The following is a 19,777-nucleotide window of genomic DNA, read 5'->3' as shown; positions in this document are numbered from 1 at the left end:
TTTAAAGGGAAAAATCAGGTGGTTGCTCTGAATTAAAAAAAATAGGTATACAAAAGATATTTGTTCTCTTGTATACCTATAGGTTATTATCCACTTCCTGTTTCAGAACAGGAGACATGAAATTTATGGTGTTACCGGCGCCTGATACTTGTATTCTGCAGCCTTGATAATATTACCATCCTGATCCCTGATAACTGAAACCCTGTTCCAGTTGTCATATTCAAAGTACCTGATTACTCCACGCTGATCCGAACTGCTGGTTACCCCAATACCGGGTTCATAGGTGTAGGTTGTCAGAACAGCATCTGCAGGGAATAATCTTATTTCATCTATTATTCCGCTACCGGTAATGCTCACATTGGATACACCGGTTACCTTATGTTCAAAATAGTTCCAATCTTTATAATTGCGTCCTTTAATGCTGGAAATGGAACCGGTTATATTAAGTGCATTCGCATTTTTAGTCCAGTAAGAAATAATATAAGTCTGATCTGGACGCAGGCTGCTTTTATTTAAACTTCCGCCGGAGAGATTGAAATAACGCTTTCCTGTAACAGAAGGAACATCACCACTAATGGTGCCGGAAATGGTCCAGTTGCCGCTTCCCTCTGATTCAAACGAGGTATAGGCGATACTGTTGTTGTCCGCATTGATGGCTTGTGCTATTGGTAAATTGTTTTTATAATCCCACACATAGCTGTAAATAACGTTAGGAACATCCTGTGAGGTAATGATATTGCCCTTCTGTGGTTCATATGCCAGTACTTTTTTCAGGTTATAACCTGCAGGTACAAGGCTGTTTGGGTCGTGCGCCGGAGGAGGAATTGCCTGATTGTTTTCATACACGTAAAATGCTGCGGGTTGTCCATTGGCATTGTACTGTAATACCTGGCCAGCTACGAGATTCCCCCCGACTGTACTTTCAAACTTTATGGGAGTGTTTCTGATACCCTTCGTCAATAATGTACCAATATTTGAGGAAGAGATATCATTGTAGTCTTTGGGATACCAGGTTGTATTTATAACTGACTGGCCCTTACTATCCGTTGTGCTTAGTGTTTTTTGAAAATAGTTATTGCCGGGATCGTAAGTAAAGTCTTTGGTTATTTTGAATTCACTGGCATTGCCGTTTGCGTCATAGGAATAGGTGCTTGAAGTAGCGGATCTTAATTCGTACCATTCTGTAGCACCGTTGTAGTAGGTGGTACCATAAGTGTTATGGTTTATCCATGGTGATATTCTTATACCTACCAAATCGGTGTTCATTTCATAGGATGAGTAGCTGTTTACTTCCTTAGATAGAATTCGATATTTGAGAGGTTCTGCTACATTCTCATAAACTCTTTTGGTCAATAACAAGCCAGTGCGCCAATCGGCGGCCATTCCCGTTTTTGCAGGATAATTCAGGTCGGAAGGTTGTACAAAGTTAGTCCAGTCATTTGAAAATTCGTATTCAGTCTTCATCTTTTGTGCCTGTTCATCCTGATATTCCGTAACATGCTCATAAATAATACCTGTGCTGCTATTGCTGTAACCCGGCAAACCACTGTGAGATGAGATTCGGAGTATTGATGCTTGCCCTTCATTGCCTGTACTGAGCGGATCATTGTCACTACCTCCTTCGCCACAGAAAACCCAATAGGCGGTTACAGGCAAGTTTTTCATTAACCCACTGCTTATGTTGGAATCTTCAAATCGGTTGTAAGTATATGAGCGTGTTAGTGTGCCACCAAATCTGTCAGATTCAACAATCTTTTTTATTCGTAAGCCACCGGCAATTAAACGCTTTTCCACATCCGGCGCTATGTCCTGAAGTTGTTGCCAGGTTATCTGTACATTAAAGTCTGTATTGGGTGCATCCACATCAACCTCGCAGCGAATTTTATAGGTCCCTGCTGGTAATGGCGTAGTGGAGGACGCTTTATACCATACAAAAAACGTTGGATCAGATATTCCTTGTATGGTGATTTTTAATGGGCAAGAAATTGTATTAAAATTATCACAGCCATATAATTTTACTCCGCCTGTACCCAAACTATACGGAATGGTAAATGTATCTTCAAAAGTGTTGGATCCGGCAGGGTTTCGAAACTGTTCGGCACGATAGAATACATATGTTTTTTCTATCAGGCCGCTAATAACAAAGCCATTTCCGACAATATTCATGTTTTGGCTATTGATAATATTAGATTCGTACGTATACTCTGTAGTGCCACCGGTAGGATATTCAATTTTGGTAAGCGTACCACACATTGTACGATCTAGATTTACTGTACGATCCGCCCCCGTAACACCTAGAGGAAGGTAAGGCGGGAGTAAATTTGTATTAGTGGTTTTGCCGTTGTAGAATCCCCAGAGATCTTGACCTGTCGATAATTTGTGTGGTAGTTCATTGGCTTTATAATAAGTAAACCTATACGGTGCCTGCGGTTCACCAATATTTGACAGATCCCAAAGGCCGTAAAGAAACAGCCTCTTTCTGGCGAGGGTAGTGATACCACTTACTCCGGGAACGCTTGGCGTTTGGGTGTCGGTGGTGGTTACGTAATCATTTTGTAAGTAATAATTCTTAATTATCTTCCCGTCAGCACTTGTTACCACAACGCTGTCAAGTTTTTTCCCACCTGAAACATCTTCCCTGTTATTTGGATTATCAACAAACCGTACCGTCACAAGATCTGAATATATACTTGTTAAGGATTGCTGCAAGGAATATTGGGCAAAATAAGATGTGGATATCTTGTTACTAGCTGACTCGCAACCAGCAAAGACTTTGTAGTCCCTTGAAGTACCACCTCTTCCATAGTTCATTGAATTGTAAGCTGTATAACTAAACCCTACTGTCTTATTTTCGGGAGTCACAATTTCCATTAAATGCCAGCCGGTATAGTGCCACGCCAGAGGTTTAGGGTCATCAGACAATGACGGTACCCCATTTGTTTCTACACTACCATCCTGGTTATTGTACTGGTCCCGCGCTTGTCTGCTACCATCCTTTGAGATACCTAAATAATACTTATTTCCATTAGGCGTTGTAATAATAAATCCAATTATATGACCCGCAGGATCCAAATTATACTCAATAATAAGCCCGGATCTTTTGCCTTCAATAAATTTTTTTTCGTCCTGACTCCAATAAAACTTGCCAGTATAGCCAGGTAAATTGTACATGAAAACATCTGGCTCTACGTCTTGCGTTTTGGTTAGTATACCAGTGTACATAATGTCCCAATGCTCAGGACTATTCCTGTTAAGTGTATGTATATATTTTATCGTATGTGCCGTATTCATATATCCGTCTGGAGTAATATCATCCGGTAGACCATGAACCACACGCACTACACTTCCACCTGCACTAATATCCCATCCCATCCCAACACGGGACGCGTTTTCTTCCACCCTGATTCCCCCGGCATTGTAATTTAAAGAGACAGGTACTGAAATAGAGCCATTTTTCAATTCATACAATGGTATTCCGATGTTGGGAATTCCACTCGATGTGCCGGTTGGCATTTCAATAAATTTGGCAAGTGAAGATACTTCCGGTGTGGGTGGCACTATGTTGGTCGTATTCACAAGGTCCGTCATTTGGCCAAATGAACTCATTTGGCAGAGTAATGCTGCTGCAAGCAGTATCCTAAATTTCATAAGTATGGTAATATTCCGAAATGATATATTTATTCTCTCTGCAATTTGGTGTAGGTGGCATACGTCCTACTAATATTCTCACCTCAATAAATAAGGTCATTTTAAGTGCCACGAAGATACTAAATGAGGTTGGCCAATTTCAATAGAATTAATCTATATGCCTAAATTCTTAACCTGAAACAATCTTAAAATACAAAAGGCCTGCATTGCTGCAAGCCTTTCTTTCGCTCCCCCTGCTGGACTTGAACCAGCGACCCTCTGATTAACAGTCAGATGCTCTAACCAACTGAGCTAAGGAGGAATTTCCCGTACCGTTTGTGCGATTTGGGATTGCAAAAATAGGTAAATTTTCATTTCTGCAAAATCTAATGCTAGATTTTTTTAAAAAAATATTTAGAAAATCATGAAATGCCCACTGGTAAAGGACTTTAAAACACTTCTACCAGGTACCTTTTCTGTAAAACACCCTCCCGGGTGGCTTTTCTCACAAACGGTAAATCCAGCTTACTGACCCAAAACTGACGGAATTCCTTTATTACCCGATGAGCCGGCAACCGCTTTAACCCCTCTTCAGCAGTAAAATATAAGCCCGGCACCACCACAGTATCACATACCGTCACAGGTGCCTTACAATAAAATTCCAGGGAATAACTATGCGCGTGATACATGCTAACCTGCCTGCCTGGCAACTGCGCGTTAATATATTGTGCAGCCGTTGATCCGCTCTGGTATTGCATCATATCGGGGTATAATATTGTAAAAAGGTAAAAATTTAACAGTATGCCGATCGACACGGAACGGTAAAACACCGCTTCCTTTGTAGTTTTATTCAGCCAATTATGCAGTACCTTATAAAGCACAATCAATACCCCTACCGGAATAAGCCATAAAAAATGCATCGCGGGCCGGTACAGCAAATCCACCACCACAGCCAGTATAGCCACCAAAATGATGATCGTGTACTGCGTAATCCGGAAAAATTTTAAGCCTTTTGCTGTATGCAAACCCGATATATACCTGGCGGTAATAATGCTGAAAAATGGAAAAATGATATTGATATAATGCGGCAACTGAAACTTCGACAGAGAAAACAACCCAAATGTCACTAAAGCGCCTGCGATACAATAATACTCCGACTGAGATTTCCATCTCCCTAAATAAACTACTATAGCTGCATACAACATAACAGACCAGGGTAAAAATGCCCACAGCAACGTGTGGAAAAAGAAAAACGGATCACCCTGGCCCCTGATAGGCCCCGTATTCATGAACCGCCCAAACTGACTATCCCAAAAGAAAAACCGGATGCCCGACACACCAGTACTGCCAAACACCACCTTTTCCGGATGTCTGTCAAACTGCTGGTATAGCGACCATAACTCCGGCGTTATAAATAGTATCGTCAACACCATCGCTACCAGCCACCGCCAGTGAAATAGCTCCTTCCAGTTACGCGTAATCAACAAATGCCCACCAATGGCTGCGCCAACCGGTACTATGGCAAATACCCCCTTCGTCATCACCGCCGCCGCCAGGAACAACGCCCCCGGCAACACCTCCTTCTTATAAAAATGAAATACCGAGGCTATAATCAACCCCGTCAGATAAGGCTCCGCCCGCACATCGTTATTGGATAATACCAGGTGTTCCGCCGTTAGCAATATACACACCGCCCAGCGGGCCGTCTGCTCATCATACAGCGCCCGCGCAAACCAGTAGGTATACCAAGCGCCCATCAACAGGAATAAGATCCCTGGCAGCTTGTACGACCAGGTATGTATCCCGAAAATCTGAAAACTTAAAGCGGTAACCCAAAAGTGGAAATGAGGCTTATCCAGCCAGTCGTGGCCATCAACAAACAAATTCCAGTAATCGTGCCGCAGCACCATATTTTTGGCAACAACAGCGTATAAAGTGGCATCAGGCTCCAACAGGGGAACAAATAATGCACTGAACTGAAGCAATATTAGTAGAACCAGGAATAATAGCCATACCTGCTTTTCAGTGATAGGGTAACGAGTTGTAAGCATGGCGAAAAGTTACGCTCCGCCTGTATAATGGTCAATATCCGCCAATAGGTTTAACAGAATGATAATGGCTTACCAAAGCCAGCCGCTGCTCTTTTGCATCCCCAGATAAACGCCGTCAGAACGCTGCTCGATAGGGTAGGTTTTCAGAAAATACCCCTCCCCGCTTACATTGCGGCCATTGCGAAGATCGAATTTATAACGGTGCAGCGGACAAACCACGTTTCCCACGCCATCAATAAAGCCATCGGCCATAATGCCGCTCGCATGCGGACATTTATACGCAAAAGCAAAAAGCTGCCCGCCATATAATGTGCAGCACAGCTTTTTGCCATTTACTTCGAGGATCTTTATATCCGATGCTACAGTTGGCAGGCTGGTATCATCCAGCTTATGCCAGGTGTATTCCTTGGACATTAATAGAAGAATTCAGTTTTGTACGGATAACGCTCACGATACAACTGCGCTACCTTATCCATAATGGTTTTACGCAGCTCCTCAATGTTACGCTTTTCCGTTGCAGCGATAAATACAGTGTTACCGTTGGTTTTGGTATCCCAGTCAGTTTTCAGCTGACGCAGGATGTCTTCCTTAATTTCCGGTGCCAGCCACTCGTCGAAGGTGTTAGCCTCATACAGATCCATTTTGTTGAAGATCATGATAGTCGGCTTGTCAAACGCTTTCAACTCCTGGAGGGTACGGTTTACCACTTCAATCTGCTCCTCGTACTGAGGATGGGATATATCCACTACATGCAGGAGGATATCGCTCTCGCGTACCTCATCCAGCGTGGATTTGAAGCTTTCTACCAGGTGGTGGGGCAGTTTACGGATAAACCCTACGGTATCACTGAGCAGGAAAGGCGTCTGGTCAAAAACAACCTTACGGGTAGTGGTGTCCAGCGTTGCGAAGAGTTTGTTTTCTGCAAACACTTCACTTTTGCTGAGCATGTTCATGATCGTGCTCTTCCCTACGTTGGTATAACCTACCAGGGCCACACGAATGAACTCCCCACGCTCCTTGCGCTGCGTAAGTGATTGTTTGTCGATTTCCGCCAAACGCTTCCGCAACAACGTAATTTTGTCCTTTACGATACGACGGTCCGTTTCAATCTCGGTTTCACCCGGACCCCTGCTACCAATACCACCTCCCTGACGCTCCAGGTGACTCCACATACCACGCAGTCGCGGCAGAATATACTGGTACTGTGCCAGTTCTACCTGCACCCGCGCCTGTGCAGTACGTGCCCTGCGGGCAAAAATATCCAGGATAAGGTCACTGCGGTCAATCACCTTTACTTTCAACACCTTCTCAATATTTGAAATCTGAGAGCCGGTAAGCTCATCGTCAAATATGACCAGGTCTATATTTCTGCCAGCTACGTACTGATGAATTTCTTCCAGCTTTCCCTTCCCAACAAAGGTGGCTCTGTCAGGATGTGCCAGTTTTTGAGTAAAACGCTTGAGGGTCTGGGCGCCGGCCGTTTCAGCCAGGAATACCAGCTCGTCCAGGAACTCCTGTACCTGGCGCTCGGTCTGGTCCTTCGTGATTACACCTACAATCACGGCCCGCTCCTCTTGTTTTACTAATTGTTTTTTCTCAATCAAGGTATTTTAATTATTAGACAGCAAAATTAGCAAGAAAATCGCTGATCTCCACCTACCAGATGCGTACCCTCAAACTGTCAGGACGATACATTTTGTCGCCAGGTTTTAACCCGTATACGTCATAAAACGCGTCCACATCGCTGAAAGGCCCGTTCACCCTGAATTTAGCCGGGGAATGCACGTCAGTGAGTACGCGCCGTGCCAGTTCCTCTTTTTTGGTGTGACTCAGCCACCCCAGTGAGTAACCGAGGAAATAGCGCTCTGAAGGGGATAATCCGGATATTTTCTCGTTTTTCCTGAATTGTTCTGTTTTCTGGAATGCATCCCAACCAAGCAATATGCCACCGAGGTCGGCAATGTTTTCACCCAGCGTGGCCTTACCGTTAATACGCAGGCTATCCACTACCACGTACTCGTTAAATTGCTGCACCATTACGGCTGCACGTTTATTAAACTTCTCCTCGTCTTCCTTGCTCCACCAGCTTTTCAGGTTGCCGTCAGCATCAAACTGGCGGCCCTCATCATCAAAGCCATGGGTAATTTCATGACCAATGGTGGAAGCACCGGCATAACCGAATACGAGGGCATCATCCAGCTCTTCATCACGTTTACCCGGTACCGTGAAAATGCCCGCTGGCAGCACAATTTCGTTATTGCTGGGGTTATAATAAGCGTTGTAGGTCTGTGGCGTCATATCCCATTCAGTACGGTCCACCGGCTTACCCAGTTTGGCCACCTGGTACTGATGCCACCATTCCATGGCCCGCAGGTTATTCTCAAAGTAACTCTGCGCTTTGATATCCATGGCAGAAAAATCTTTCCACTTGTCCGGGTAACCTACTTTTTTAGTGATTTTAGACAGCTTGTAGAGCGCTTTTTCCTTGGTGCTGTCGCTCATCCAGGTCAGTTGCTGAATACGTGTTTTTAGCGCCCCGCGGATGTCTTCCACCAGGTTTTCATATCTCTTCTTCGCATTGGCATTGAAATATTCTTTCACGAATAATTGTCCCAATGCCTCTCCCATAGCAGATTCTTCTGCATCCAGCACCCGCTTCCATCGCACCTGCTGTTTTTCCTGACCGCGCATTAACTTACCGTAAAATGCAAAATCTGCAGCGCTGATGGTATCACTCAGGTATGGCGCCGCGGCATTGATCACCTGCCATTTAAGGTAGTTTTTCCAGGTATCCAGTTTCTGTGACTTGATAGCATTGCTCAGCGTGGTGTAAAACTCCGGCTGACCTACGATCACCGTGTCCGCAAATTTGCTGATGCCCTGTTGTTCCAGAAATGCCTTCCAGTCTATGTTTTCGGCGATTTTATTCAGCTGCGAAACCGGCATTTTGTTGTAGTTCGCATTGGGATCACGCAGCGCCTCCAGCTTGCGGCTGGATTTTGCCAATATCGTTTCCAGCGCTACGATGTCCGTTGCCGCCGCATCTGCCTGCCCTGCGGGCATGCCGGTAAACTGCAGCATTTTGGAGATATGTCCCGGATATGCCGCACGGATTTTAGCGGTTCTGTCGTCGGTATTGAAATAATAATCGCGGTTAGGCAAACCTAAACCTCCCTGCCAGAACTGAACGGCCATCACTTCAGAGTTTTTAGCATCCTGCCCTATATAAACTCCACACAGCACGCCGGTAAATACAGAAAGCTTCGCACTCAGCGTAGCCAGCTCCTGTATGTTGGTAACAGCATCAATGGCCTGTAGGTGCGATGCAATAGGTTTAATACCGTCTGCATTGAGTTTAACAGAGTCCATACCCGACTGCCAAAAAGCAGCAATCTTGTTGGAAATAGCATCGCCGGGATTATCCGCCGCTTTTTCGTTGATAGCTCTCAGCCGGTTATATAGCTCTTCTTTTACAAGGTTACCAATACCCCAGGAACTGTATTCCGCTGGTATAGGATTGGCTTTTATCCAGCCACCATTGGCATAGTCAAAGAAATCCTGGCGGGGGTCAACAGTCGTATCCCTGTGGGCAGCCAGTGGATCGGGAGTGCCCGCACCAGCTTTTTTATCACCCTGGTTGCAAGCCAGGAAGAATGCCATGGCCGATATGCTAACACCGGACCGTAAATAATTCTTCATAAGCGAGATGATAGTTTTAATGAAGATACCGGTTTTTACGGTTCCGGCAGATTCCGCTCATGTATAAAAATTAACATTAATCCACTTGATATTGTATTTTGGCAGATGCTCACTTTATCCCCCCAATTCCATTATGATTAACAACTTAACAAAAGGGCGTATCCTTTCTATCGACGCCTTCAGAGGGATTACTATCCTGGTGATGATCTTCGTAAACAATGTGGCCGGCGTATCCGGAATCCCACACTGGATGCAGCATGCCCATGGCGACGAAGATGCCATGACCTTCGTGGATGTAGTATTCCCGGCCTTTCTTTTTATTGTTGGAATGTCTGTACCATTCGCTATCAACAGTCGCCTCGCCAAGGGCGACAGCTTCTGGAAATTACAATGGCATATCGTTTGGCGCACACTCGGATTACTGGTGCTGGGACTGTTTATGGTCAACACGGGCGATCTTAATGCTACTGCTACCGGTATGCCCATGGCCCTGTGGGCACTCCTTTTTTATGCTGGTGCCATCCTGGTATGGAACGTTTACACGTTTAAACAAGCCTGGATCAGCTATTGCTTTAAAGCCCTGGGCGCCGCTTTGCTGGTGTACCTTGCGCTGATCTACCGGGGAGGGAACGACGGCACCCAACACCTGGAACCACAATGGTGGGGTATCCTCGGACTTATCGGTTGGGCCTACCTGTACGCCTGCATCATTTATCAACTGGTGCGCGGCGCCTCCGGCGGCGTGTTCCTGATGATTGCCGTATGTATGGCTTATTACGCATTGTCACACCAATCGTTTATCCGTGACAGTGAGTACAGCTGGATTGGTGCACAGTCAGGCAATGCCATTCATACCGCAGTGGTACTTTGTGGCATGCTGCTCTCACTGTTCTTCTTCGACGAAGACCTTGACCTCCGCGGCAGCAAGCTCGTATCAAGGGTTACCGGTTTCTTCATTATCCTTGTAGTGGCCGCAGTTTGCCTGCGCCCACAATACAAGATTTCCAAAATCCACGCTACGCCAAGCTGGGCTCTTTTTAGCGCAGCCAGCTGTGTAGTCGTTTTTTCTGTATTGTATTACCTGATTGATGTGAAACGAATCAGCAAATGGACGGAGTTTTTCAGGCCCGCAGGATCTAATCCCCTGCTGACTTACATTCTGCCTGACATCGTTTATTTCCTGCTGATTTTCCTGGGCTTACAACTGCCCGATGTGCTGGGACATGGCTTGCCCGGTATTATATGGAGCGCAGTGTACGCTGTGTTAATGCTGTTCCTGGTAAAAGGGTTGAACAAGCTGAATATCAGACTGCAACTCTAAACAAAGGGCCATGTTTTTGGCGGAGAGCGGGGCCTGCGGCCCCGCTCTCCGCGATTTTAAACGATGCCGAAGGCATCGTTTAAAATCGCCTCATCTTCCTGTGTAAAAAGTAACATTCTGTAGAAAATAATTCTCTGAACAACATCCCTTACCCGCGCGTTTACGTATATATAACAGGTGGCACCTGGTTTGCGAAATCCAATATTAATAACGTTTTATTTAGTATCCCAAATTGTAACTCCCATGAAAAAAATAGCAATCGTATTCGCAGCAGCAGGAGCTTTTTTGGCTATCTTAGCGCAGTACGCAGATACAAACGAATGGGTATGGGCTTCCTTCTTCCATACACTGGGTTTCATCGGCTACATATTTGTCATCAGCGGCCTGGCATATCTTTCCTTATGGTACATTCACCAACTGTCAAGAGACGAAAAACACCGGATCAGACACTATTACCACAAGCAAAAATAACAGCGCCTCACAGCAATAACCATTATGCAGACAGCTAATTTTACATTGAAATTTGAATACAAAGGACAACCCCATATCCTGGACGTGCGCACTGCTGAAACGGCTTTCAAAACGGTATACAGAGTAGATATCGCCGAACAGGAAATCACATTTGAACCGGATGAGGAAGGCTATGTGAGAGCCGTGTCAAGCAAGCCCCTGCACGATCATGTAAAACAGATAGACGTAGAGTTACTGCACCATGTGGCAGAGTTAATCATTGCTCATATCAATAAATAACCGGCGCTTATTCCGGTTCTCCCTTCACTTCATCACGGATAGAACTGGAATCCCAGCCCTCACCTTCATCCAGCCAGGTTTTAATTTTGTCGGCAGATATCAGTTGCTCCATCTCAGCAATTCTATCTTTCATTGCACTAACAAACTCTTTCTTATTATCACGGGAAGCGGATAAGCTTTTTAAGCTGAGCTCATCCTGGCGTAGGAAAGTGCGCGCAGCCCGGTGATTATGATAGGAACGCATGCCCAGCATATTCAGCGCGTCCACGCCTAAACGAAGTGAGGTATCCACCGTTTCCCGGTAAATATGCAGTACCCCCAGGTCCATCAGTTCAAATGAATCCTGGCTGTCTTTCGCCCTTACCAGCATTTGCAGATGCGGGAAGTAACGCTTTACCATCTTCACTACTTCCGTAGTTTTTTCATAGTCATCCATGGCTACAATCAGTACTTTCGCTTTGTCAGCACCGGCGGCAGCCAACAAATCGTAACGGGAAGCATCCCCATAGTATACTTTAATACCCAGGTTATGCAGGGCATCCACCCGGTCAGAATCCATATCGAGGATAGTAGCATTCACCCCGTTTGCCCGCAGGAAACGCCCGGTAATACTGCCAAAACGGCCAAAGCCCGCAATGATAACTGGGTTATGTTCTTCAATCTGATCCTGCTCCCTGTCAGTCGTTTCGTTGATGGTAAAACGTGGTTGTATCAGCTTTTCATACAGCAGCATCAACAACGGCGTTAGTGCCATACTAATGGCTACCACCGCTGTGAGCATACCCACCATCTTGTCATCCAATATCCTGCTTTGCTCGGAAAGCGACAGCAGCACAAATGCAAATTCTCCGATATCGCACAAGGCAAAGGAAAACAGCAGATTCTGATCTGTACTCAACTTAAATACTTTTCCTAAAAAGAACAGCACCAGCGCTTTCACGGTCATCAACCCGAATACTAAACCGAAAATGATCCAGGGCTCCTCGCGGATCAGGCTAAAATCAATGGATGCGCCCACAGCTATAAAAAACAATCCCAGCAGCAAGCCTTTGAAGGGTTCTATATCACTTTCCAGTTCATGCCGGTATTCACTATTAGCCAGCACCACCCCGCCTAAAAAGGCGCCCAGTGCGGAGCTCAGGCCTACAAGGTTCATCAGTACGGCAATGGCTACCACCATCAGTAATGCAGTGGCGGTAAACAGTTCGCGCACTCTCGTCCGCGCTATGATATGCATGATCGGCTTTACCAGGTAACGGCCGCCAATTACAATCGTGGCCACTGCTCCCAGTACCACAAGTGTTTGCCCCCAGGCAGGCAGGTTGTCCCTGATGGAAGCCGAATGCGCCGACTCCGTTTGCACCGCATTCACGGCCAGCAGCGGGAATATCGCCAGCATCGGGATCACCGCAATATCCTGGAATAACAATACCGCAAAAGAACTCTGCCCCGCCGCGGTAGACATCCACCCTTTCTCATTCAACGTCTGCAACACGATGGCCGTAGAGGAAAGCGACATAATCATACCTATCGCCAGCGCCGCATTTACCGGTACGCCCAGCAATAAGGCAATGCCCGCAATGGCTGCACTGCTCAGCAATACCTGCAACCCGCCAAGCCCCAGAATGGCCGATCGGAGTCGCCATAACAGCGTCGGCTGTAATTCCATCCCGATCAGAAATAACATCATCACCACCCCAAATTCGGCGAAGTGCATGATGTCTTCTCCTTCTTTCCCTATAAAACCTGTAACAGACGGTCCAATGATCACCCCTGCCAGCAAGTACCCCAATACCGCTCCCAGTCCCATTTTTTTAGCCAGCGGTACAAATATGATAGCCGCCGCCAGGTACACCATCGATTGAAAAAGTAATGAATGCTGATCCATATTATGAGGTTTGTACAGGTTCTTTTATCAATTCATTCAGGTTATTAACCGCATCCAGTGTGGAAAGGTCAAAGTCCGGTGCCTTCAGTATTTCCAGCATGGAGCGCAGCTTTTGTACCTCTTCCACTATATCTGATTTGTCCATACGGTGTACACCATAAATAGTATAGGGAGAGATATAATTCATCTTACAGATCACAGCCGTTTGACTGAAAGGCAGCATGAAATGCTCAAGCGGGAAACCATGCCTTCCCCCTTTCTGATAGTCCTTTACCTGACTTCCTGTGGATATAATGTTGCTCATATATTTCCCTTTCAGCGCCTTGGCACTATGGCCATAAGCCCAACCATGCTCCAGCACCAGGTCCTGCCACTGCCGGATAATCGCCGGAGCGTTGTACCAGTACAGCGGATGCTGCATCAGGATAATATCATGACGCGCCAGCAGGTCCTGCTCCCTGGAAATATCTATGTCCAGGTCAGGGTATTTCTCATATAAGTCGTTGAAGGTAATACCTTGCATGTTCCTGATCATAGGAACGAGATGGGCATGCATCCTTGACTTTTCCAGCGCAGGATGCGCAAATATTATCAATACACGGGCCATACAGCCAATTGTTTTTAGGAGTGTTATAGGTCTGAATATTCCTGTAGTAGTTTACGGTACCGGTTTAGGATGCGCGATTTTGAAATCATCCCAATCAGCCGCTTATCCTTTACCACAGGCAGATGCCAGGCGTTGGCCGCATCGAATTTGCGGATAACCAGTTCAATGTTATCATCCGCGTTTACTACCGCTGCCGGCGCTTTCATCAATTTCTTAACAGTCATGGTGTCATATAGTTCCGGATCAAACATAATTGGCCGGATACTATCCAGGGGTATCAACCCTTCAAACAGCCCCTGTTCATTGACTACGGCAATATTGCTGCTATCCCCTTCCTTTATCAGTTCTATCAGCTCACGCAGCGTGCCGCTGTTTGTTATGGTTTGCACCTCCGTTTCCAGCAGATCTTCCATTTTTATGAGCGACAGAATATTTTTATCGTGCGCTCTCGTAAATACTTTGCCTTCCTCCGCCAGTTCCTTGATTTCCGGAGAGATAGGTGAAAACCACTTACTCATGAGATACGAACCGGTAGCTACAATCATCAGTGGTATAAACAAATCGTAGCCGGAACTGGATTCTGCAATCAGAAAGATGGCTGTCAGCGGGGCATACATCACCCCACTCATTACCCCGGCCATACCCACAATTACCAGGTTGGTAACCGGTACATGCTCAAAGCCCAGCTGGGTGCATAATAGCGCAAAGAAAAAACCGAGAAAGCCACCGGAAAACAGGGAGGGCGCAAAGTTCCCGCCATTACCCCCGCTCTGGATGGTAATAGAACTGGCAAAGGCTTTCAGTAAACATATACATCCGGTGAAAATCAACAACATCTGTTTTTGTTCGGGTATATACCGGAAAAAACTGTTCTGCAAAATCGTTTCACCGTGACCGTTAGCCAGCGATTTTACCACGGTGTACCCTTCGCCGAATAGCGGCGGCATTGCCACGCAAAGCGCCGATACCAACACCCCGCCCAGCATGGCTCTTTGTACCGGTTTCCATTTGAGTCCCTTAAAGAAATGCTCCACCTTTTGAGATATGACTACATAATACCGGGCATAAAATCCGCATAACACACCTAACACCACATAAAACGGAACGTTCATGTAGTTAAAAGGCGTGCGCGACTCAAAGTGAAAAAGTACATCTTCCTGTAAAATGATTTTGGATAACAAACTACCGCAAACGGCAGCCACAATCAGCGGCATAAAATCTGAAAATACCACACCAGTGAGCAATATCTCAAAAGCAAACATCATCCCTGCTATTGGGGCATTGAAGGCCGCTGCAATACCGGCTGTGGCTCCTGCCGCCAGCAACAGCGTACGCTCTTTATATCCGAGGTTGTAGGTTCTGGCGTAGTTCGACCCCAGTGCCGCCCCGGTAACCGCAATGGGGCTCTCCAGTCCGGCAGAGCCACCAAGGCCCACCGTAACCGCACTCTGCAATACCTGCGAATACATCTTCACGGGCGGAATCATACTTGAGTTCTGTGCTATTTCATGGAGAATGGCAGGTATGCCCTTGCGCGACTGCCCCTTGAAGAACCAGACCACAATCAGCGTCGTCAGTACAATACCGAGAAATGGGAATAGGGCATAAAAGAAAACCTGCGTGGAAAAATGCACCTTGTATGTAATCACAAAGTGAATGTAGTGAACCAGCATCTTAAGTACGACTCCTGCCATTCCCGCACCGCAGCCCACCAACACACCGGATAATAACAAAAACTGGTTCCTGTTGAGCTTGCTGTGCAACCAATGGATAACAATTTCGTAGCTCCTCGCTTTCCTGAGGCTGTAGGTTTCGAAATCCTTCTTAAATCTGAAAAAACTGTGATATCTGCGTAAGTTTTTAAACTTGCTCATGCAGCAAATTTAGGGCATCAGAGTTCAATGAGTGCGTAAACTTTATCATTGAGGTAGGGACCACCAGGATGCCGGGCGGAATAATCCAGGTTGATCCAGTATTCCCCTTTCAGCTCATGGTAATAAATCTCCTTGATGGCTGGCTTAGGGAAAAGCAATATGATGGCTTGTTTCATGATTTCAAAATCCTCTTTACTTCCACAGTAAAGCTCAGGATAGGCATGGCCTTTTATCAGTACAATACGGCACCGTGCCCCGATGGATTGCAGGCAGCTCGTCATTAACAGGGAGTGATCATCACAATCACCGCCCAGGCCGTTCATAATTGTCTCACGGGGAGTAGCAAAATATTCATCCCTGCGGGAGTCCAGCACATACTTGAAATTGTAATTGATATATTTAAAAAGGGAGAGAAAACGTACGATTTTGCCGTATTTGTACCAATAAGCATCAAAATACTCAAGGGAATGCTGCACGGAAAAATTGCGCACCAGTGAATCCTGGTAATTGATCCGCTCCCGCATACCACGCACGGTTTTATCGCGGTAGCTCTCCACTTTCCGTGGGTAGAGACTGAGGATGTCGATCTGTTTACTGTCTTTAGCACCCCAGTTGCCCCTAACCATGCCTTTATAGTCGTTCATGACATGAGTAAAGGAATAGCCTTCCACCAGCCGGTTGGCCACCAGCAGGCCACATACCATCAGAAATGCCGGTATGATCAGCGGCCTGAATATCCACCGTAGCAGGTATACAATAGCAAAAGCAATAACTACCGCTACCACCAGGTCCACGTGCAAGCCGCCCGCCTTAATAGGAGGCAGAAACCTGTTGATAAACGGTGCCAGTACCAATAAAGTCAGTAAACTTAAGATATTGAGTACCAGCTTTTGAGAAACGGAATATTTACTTTCGTCAATTGCCATGTACCCTGCAAGAAAGCAAAATTATGTCAGACTTTGCGTGCAAAATTTAATGCTTCGTGTTTAAAAGAAGTATTTGCTTTAATGGTATCTATTTGAGTCTGTGTATCTTCCATTTTTCCGGACATATTCAGCTGTGCATATAAGCTCTTCAGTAGCGACAGATTCCTGAGGGCAAGAATCTTGAAATCCAGTTTCTGGGCGGTTTCCACGGCATTTTCCGCAGTCCGCAGCGCCCGCATCAGGTCTTGTTCTTTATAGTAGTAATCGGCAGAAATCATTTTTTGCAGCGACTCTACATATTTGCTTGAAAAGTAGTCAGATGCATAATTTCTGATAATAATATCCGTGTGCCTGCAAACACGTTCCGCCGTGCGCATGTCGCCCATTCGGGCCAGCGCATGCGTTTGCCAACAGAGGATTTGCAGCCTGAACGAATCTGTTTTTCTTCTTAACAGCGATGGGTGGGCGGCAAATACAAGTTTAGTGAATTGCAGCAGGTTGCCGTAATCTTCCATCAGCGCCAGGGCGTAACCCATGTTGCGGATCACGATTTCCTGCGGAATGGTGGTGGGAGGTTCCTTTCCGGTGGTGGAACATGGTATCAGGTAGTGATGATAACTGTATATTTTCTGCAATATCTGTTCATCTACCACCCCGAACTTCATTCTCTCATATATAAAAAGTAAAATCTCATGCGGTGTTACCCAGAGGTCTTCCAGCTCACCAGGTCCATATATCTTTTTGATTGCCTGCAGGTGCATTTCGCATTCTTCCGCTTCCAGTTGCAGCAGGGAGATGGTAAAAAGCATGCTGCGGATCTTCAGCTTGTCTTCCCTGGTATCAGCCAGGGGCAGTAAGGCCCATAAAACCTTCTTCTTGCGGAAGTGGATAAATTCATCGTTAATAAAGCTGCCGATTGGATTCTTTCTGAAGAAGCCCGCCGGGAAGATCGAACGGAGCTCCATTGGATCGTTGCCATCCAGCTGGTAATGCAGCACGAGGTATTCCAGCAGATGGGATTTTTCCGTCATGGACAGTTGCAGGTGCAGCATTTTTATAATGCCGTCAGTTTGTTTATGGTTGATGGCAAAACGAAGCAGCCATTTAAACACGCCCACGCGGTATGGCGATGCCGGCAAATAGGATAATACATCTTCCAGGATGGTTTCCCCTACCTGCTGGTTGTTTTTTTGCAGGTAGTGCATGGCTACAAAGTATTCCAGCAGGAAGGCATGTGCAAAACGCACTTTCACGTGGTACATAATTTCCTGGCTGAGATTTTCTTCTACGAGAATATTATCTGCCAGCAGGTCTTTATAGGCCGGGAAGAGTTCCGGGTTTTTGTCCAGCAATTCAATTTTTTCAACATACATGCCGTTCCTGCCCATATCCAGCAGGGTCAGTAACCTTTGTATGATTTTGATTTTAAAAGAACTGGTTGGGGAGATGAAAACCTTATTCTGAACAAACCGGGATATAATTTCGAAAAGACTCAGGTTTTCGTCTATAAAGGACGTTTTCGGGTCCGGGTTTAGCTGGCAGAAGAGCTGCAGGTAATACGGATGCCTGAGTTTCTGTAAAAATGATTCCGAGAACTGCTTCAGTACCGATTCAGGGTACTCGTGCTTTTCCAGTACATTTTTTATTTCCTGGTCAGAGAGTTGTTTTACGTTGATATTGGTTTCCTCGTCCATTTCAGCACCCACATACCAGTAGCGGCGGAAGGCCGAATAGTCGTTAGGACGCTGAAACAGTTCATTCCAGGTACTGCTGCGTACGGAGAGGATCACTTTAATCCAGGGGAATTTCTCATTCGTGTAGATGAAATCTTCCAGTTTAGTATATATAAGTCTGAGTTTCTCTGCAGAAACGGCGATTTCATCGAACCCGTCGATGATCAGTACCAGCCTGGAGCCGTTTTTCATGAATTCCGCGGCAAAGTGTTCCCGGAAGTTATCACCGGTACCGTGCGTGAGCTGCTGGTCGAGCCAGGTAGTCAGCGAAAACCCTTTCAGCAGCAGGCTGCCGGCGGCGTGTGCATGGATAAAGAAGCAGATGTCGTCCTTAAATTTAGGATGCGTGCCGTGCCAGAAGTGGTCCGACATATGCACCAGCGAAATGGATTTACCCCATCCGGAGGGTGCAATGAGCGCGGTGGCGGTGTAGTTACTTTCCAAAAATTTCTCGATGTGACTCACCATATACTGGCGTTTCACCGTATGCTGGAAGTTGATACCAGACCTGTTCTGCAATGTCAGCATAGTGTAATGCGACACGGCAGAAGCTTTTGTTCTGAGCTCCTGTAGTTTCACTTCAACGGGACTACCGTTTTTAGCATTGGCTGCCTGTGGATTATTCAGCATGTAATGATGCTGCTGGAAAGATTCCCAGTCCTTATAATCACAGTACTGAGCGAGGGTGTTGAGGGTAAAGCGGGAAAAGCTGTGTTGGGCCACAGCAAATCCAAACACTCTTTTGAGGGTGGTTTCGCTTATCAGCTGCGTCGTTTTCTGCAGAATTGCCCTGCTCAGGTTTTTACATTCACCCGGCGACATGACTTCTATCCCGAAATGCTGCAAAACTTCCTTTTGCAGGGATAGTATAAAGTCATAGGATATATCTATCATAGGGGACAATAATGGATTATGGAATTTAGGTACTAGATTAATTACGTAGATATCAGCTATTTAGATTTCATGCAGGGGGGAATGAATAGCCATGATTATTTGTTATATATGTAAAATAATGTAATGTATCTGTTTGTGTCTTGCTCCTGTGTGTATTTTATTTTATTTAAAGAGATGATAATTAATTAATTAGGAAATATAATAGGGCTTGTTATACCGCTACCAGGCTGCAGTCGGATCTGCTAAATATTTAGCTAACTTTTAATAGAAAATCGAGAAATTTTTTTGAACAGCCCCAAAACCGACTGAACGCTGTGACTGAAAAAATAGTAAAATGAACAAAATGAACAGAGCAACAGAAAAATGAACAGGTTGAATGCGCTAAAAGGAATGAACAAAAAGGCATA

At 45.7% G+C, this 19,777-nt stretch carries 13 protein-coding genes and 1 tRNA gene; 3 read left to right on the top strand and 11 right to left on the bottom strand.

What is annotated here, in order from left to right:
- Window positions 1-123: 123 nt before the first annotated feature.
- The 6 genes from BUB18_RS14425 to BUB18_RS14400 form a co-directional block, all read right to left on the bottom strand.
- Entirely contained in the window at window positions 124-3,648 is a 3,525-nt protein-coding gene (locus tag BUB18_RS14425; protein ID WP_143159951.1) for a hypothetical protein, read from the bottom strand.
- A gap of 227 nt (window positions 3,649-3,875) precedes the next feature.
- Window positions 3,876-3,949 (bottom strand) — tRNA-Asn (locus BUB18_RS14420).
- Window positions 3,950-4,076: 127 nt separating this feature from the next.
- Window positions 4,077-5,678 carry an ArnT family glycosyltransferase gene (locus tag BUB18_RS14415; protein ID WP_073082169.1) on the bottom strand — a complete coding sequence of 534 codons (1,602 nt, stop codon included), beginning with the start codon at window positions 5,676-5,678 and terminating at the stop codon, window positions 4,077-4,079.
- 69 nt (window positions 5,679-5,747) lie between these two features.
- Complete coding sequence (locus BUB18_RS14410; protein ID WP_073082166.1) at window positions 5,748-6,092, bottom strand: Rieske (2Fe-2S) protein; 345 nt, start codon at window positions 6,090-6,092, stop codon at window positions 5,748-5,750.
- The gene (gene hflX, locus BUB18_RS14405) at window positions 6,092-7,282 is read right to left on the bottom strand and encodes a GTPase HflX (RefSeq protein WP_073082163.1); all 1,191 of its coding nucleotides are present in this window, start codon (window positions 7,280-7,282) and stop codon (window positions 6,092-6,094) included. The genes BUB18_RS14410 and hflX overlap by 1 nt, the downstream gene beginning before the upstream one ends.
- A gap of 52 nt (window positions 7,283-7,334) precedes the next feature.
- A complete protein-coding gene (locus tag BUB18_RS14400; RefSeq protein ID WP_073082160.1) occupies window positions 7,335-9,377 on the bottom strand; it encodes a M13 family metallopeptidase in 2,043 nt (680 codons plus the stop codon).
- A gap of 133 nt (window positions 9,378-9,510) precedes the next feature.
- Between BUB18_RS14400 and BUB18_RS14395 the strand changes: the two genes are divergently transcribed.
- From BUB18_RS14395 to BUB18_RS14385, 3 genes are all read left to right on the top strand, one after another.
- The gene (locus BUB18_RS14395; RefSeq protein ID WP_073082157.1) at window positions 9,511-10,698 is read left to right on the top strand and encodes a DUF5009 domain-containing protein; all 1,188 of its coding nucleotides are present in this window, start codon (window positions 9,511-9,513) and stop codon (window positions 10,696-10,698) included.
- Between the two features lie 243 nt (window positions 10,699-10,941).
- Entirely contained in the window at window positions 10,942-11,169 is a 228-nt protein-coding gene (locus BUB18_RS14390) for a hypothetical protein (RefSeq protein ID WP_073082154.1), read from the top strand.
- 24 nt (window positions 11,170-11,193) lie between these two features.
- Window positions 11,194-11,448 (top strand): hypothetical protein, encoded by a 255-nt coding sequence (locus BUB18_RS14385; RefSeq protein ID WP_073082151.1) that lies wholly within the window; start codon window positions 11,194-11,196, stop codon window positions 11,446-11,448.
- A 7-nt stretch (window positions 11,449-11,455) separates the two neighbouring features.
- On the opposite strand, the gene BUB18_RS14380 is transcribed toward BUB18_RS14385, so the two are convergent.
- The 5 genes from BUB18_RS14380 to BUB18_RS14360 are packed head-to-tail and all read right to left on the bottom strand — an operon-like array spanning window position 11,456 to window position 19,370.
- Window positions 11,456-13,336, bottom strand: coding sequence for a monovalent cation:proton antiporter-2 (CPA2) family protein (locus BUB18_RS14380; RefSeq protein ID WP_073082148.1), 1,881 nt, complete (start codon window positions 13,334-13,336; stop codon window positions 11,456-11,458).
- 1 nt (window position 13,337) lies between these two features.
- Window positions 13,338-13,943: an NAD(P)H-dependent oxidoreductase gene (locus BUB18_RS14375; RefSeq protein WP_073082145.1), complete on the bottom strand. Its 606-nt coding sequence runs from the start codon at window positions 13,941-13,943 to the stop codon at window positions 13,338-13,340.
- A gap of 23 nt (window positions 13,944-13,966) precedes the next feature.
- Entirely contained in the window at window positions 13,967-15,817 is a 1,851-nt protein-coding gene (locus BUB18_RS14370; RefSeq protein ID WP_073082142.1) for a chloride channel protein, read from the bottom strand.
- A gap of 17 nt (window positions 15,818-15,834) precedes the next feature.
- Entirely contained in the window at window positions 15,835-16,743 is a 909-nt protein-coding gene (locus BUB18_RS14365; RefSeq protein ID WP_073082139.1) for a transglutaminase-like domain-containing protein, read from the bottom strand.
- 26 nt (window positions 16,744-16,769) lie between these two features.
- Window positions 16,770-19,370 (bottom strand): NACHT domain-containing protein, encoded by a 2,601-nt coding sequence (locus BUB18_RS14360; RefSeq protein WP_083550005.1) that lies wholly within the window; start codon window positions 19,368-19,370, stop codon window positions 16,770-16,772.
- Window positions 19,371-19,777: the final 407 nt, after the last annotated feature.

The organism is Chitinophaga jiangningensis, assembly GCF_900142605.1.
Taxonomy (GTDB): Bacteria; Bacteroidota; Bacteroidia; order Chitinophagales; family Chitinophagaceae; genus Chitinophaga; species Chitinophaga jiangningensis.
The sequence above is the reverse complement of the archived record's forward strand: the minus strand, read 5'-3'. Positions and strand labels throughout refer to the sequence as shown.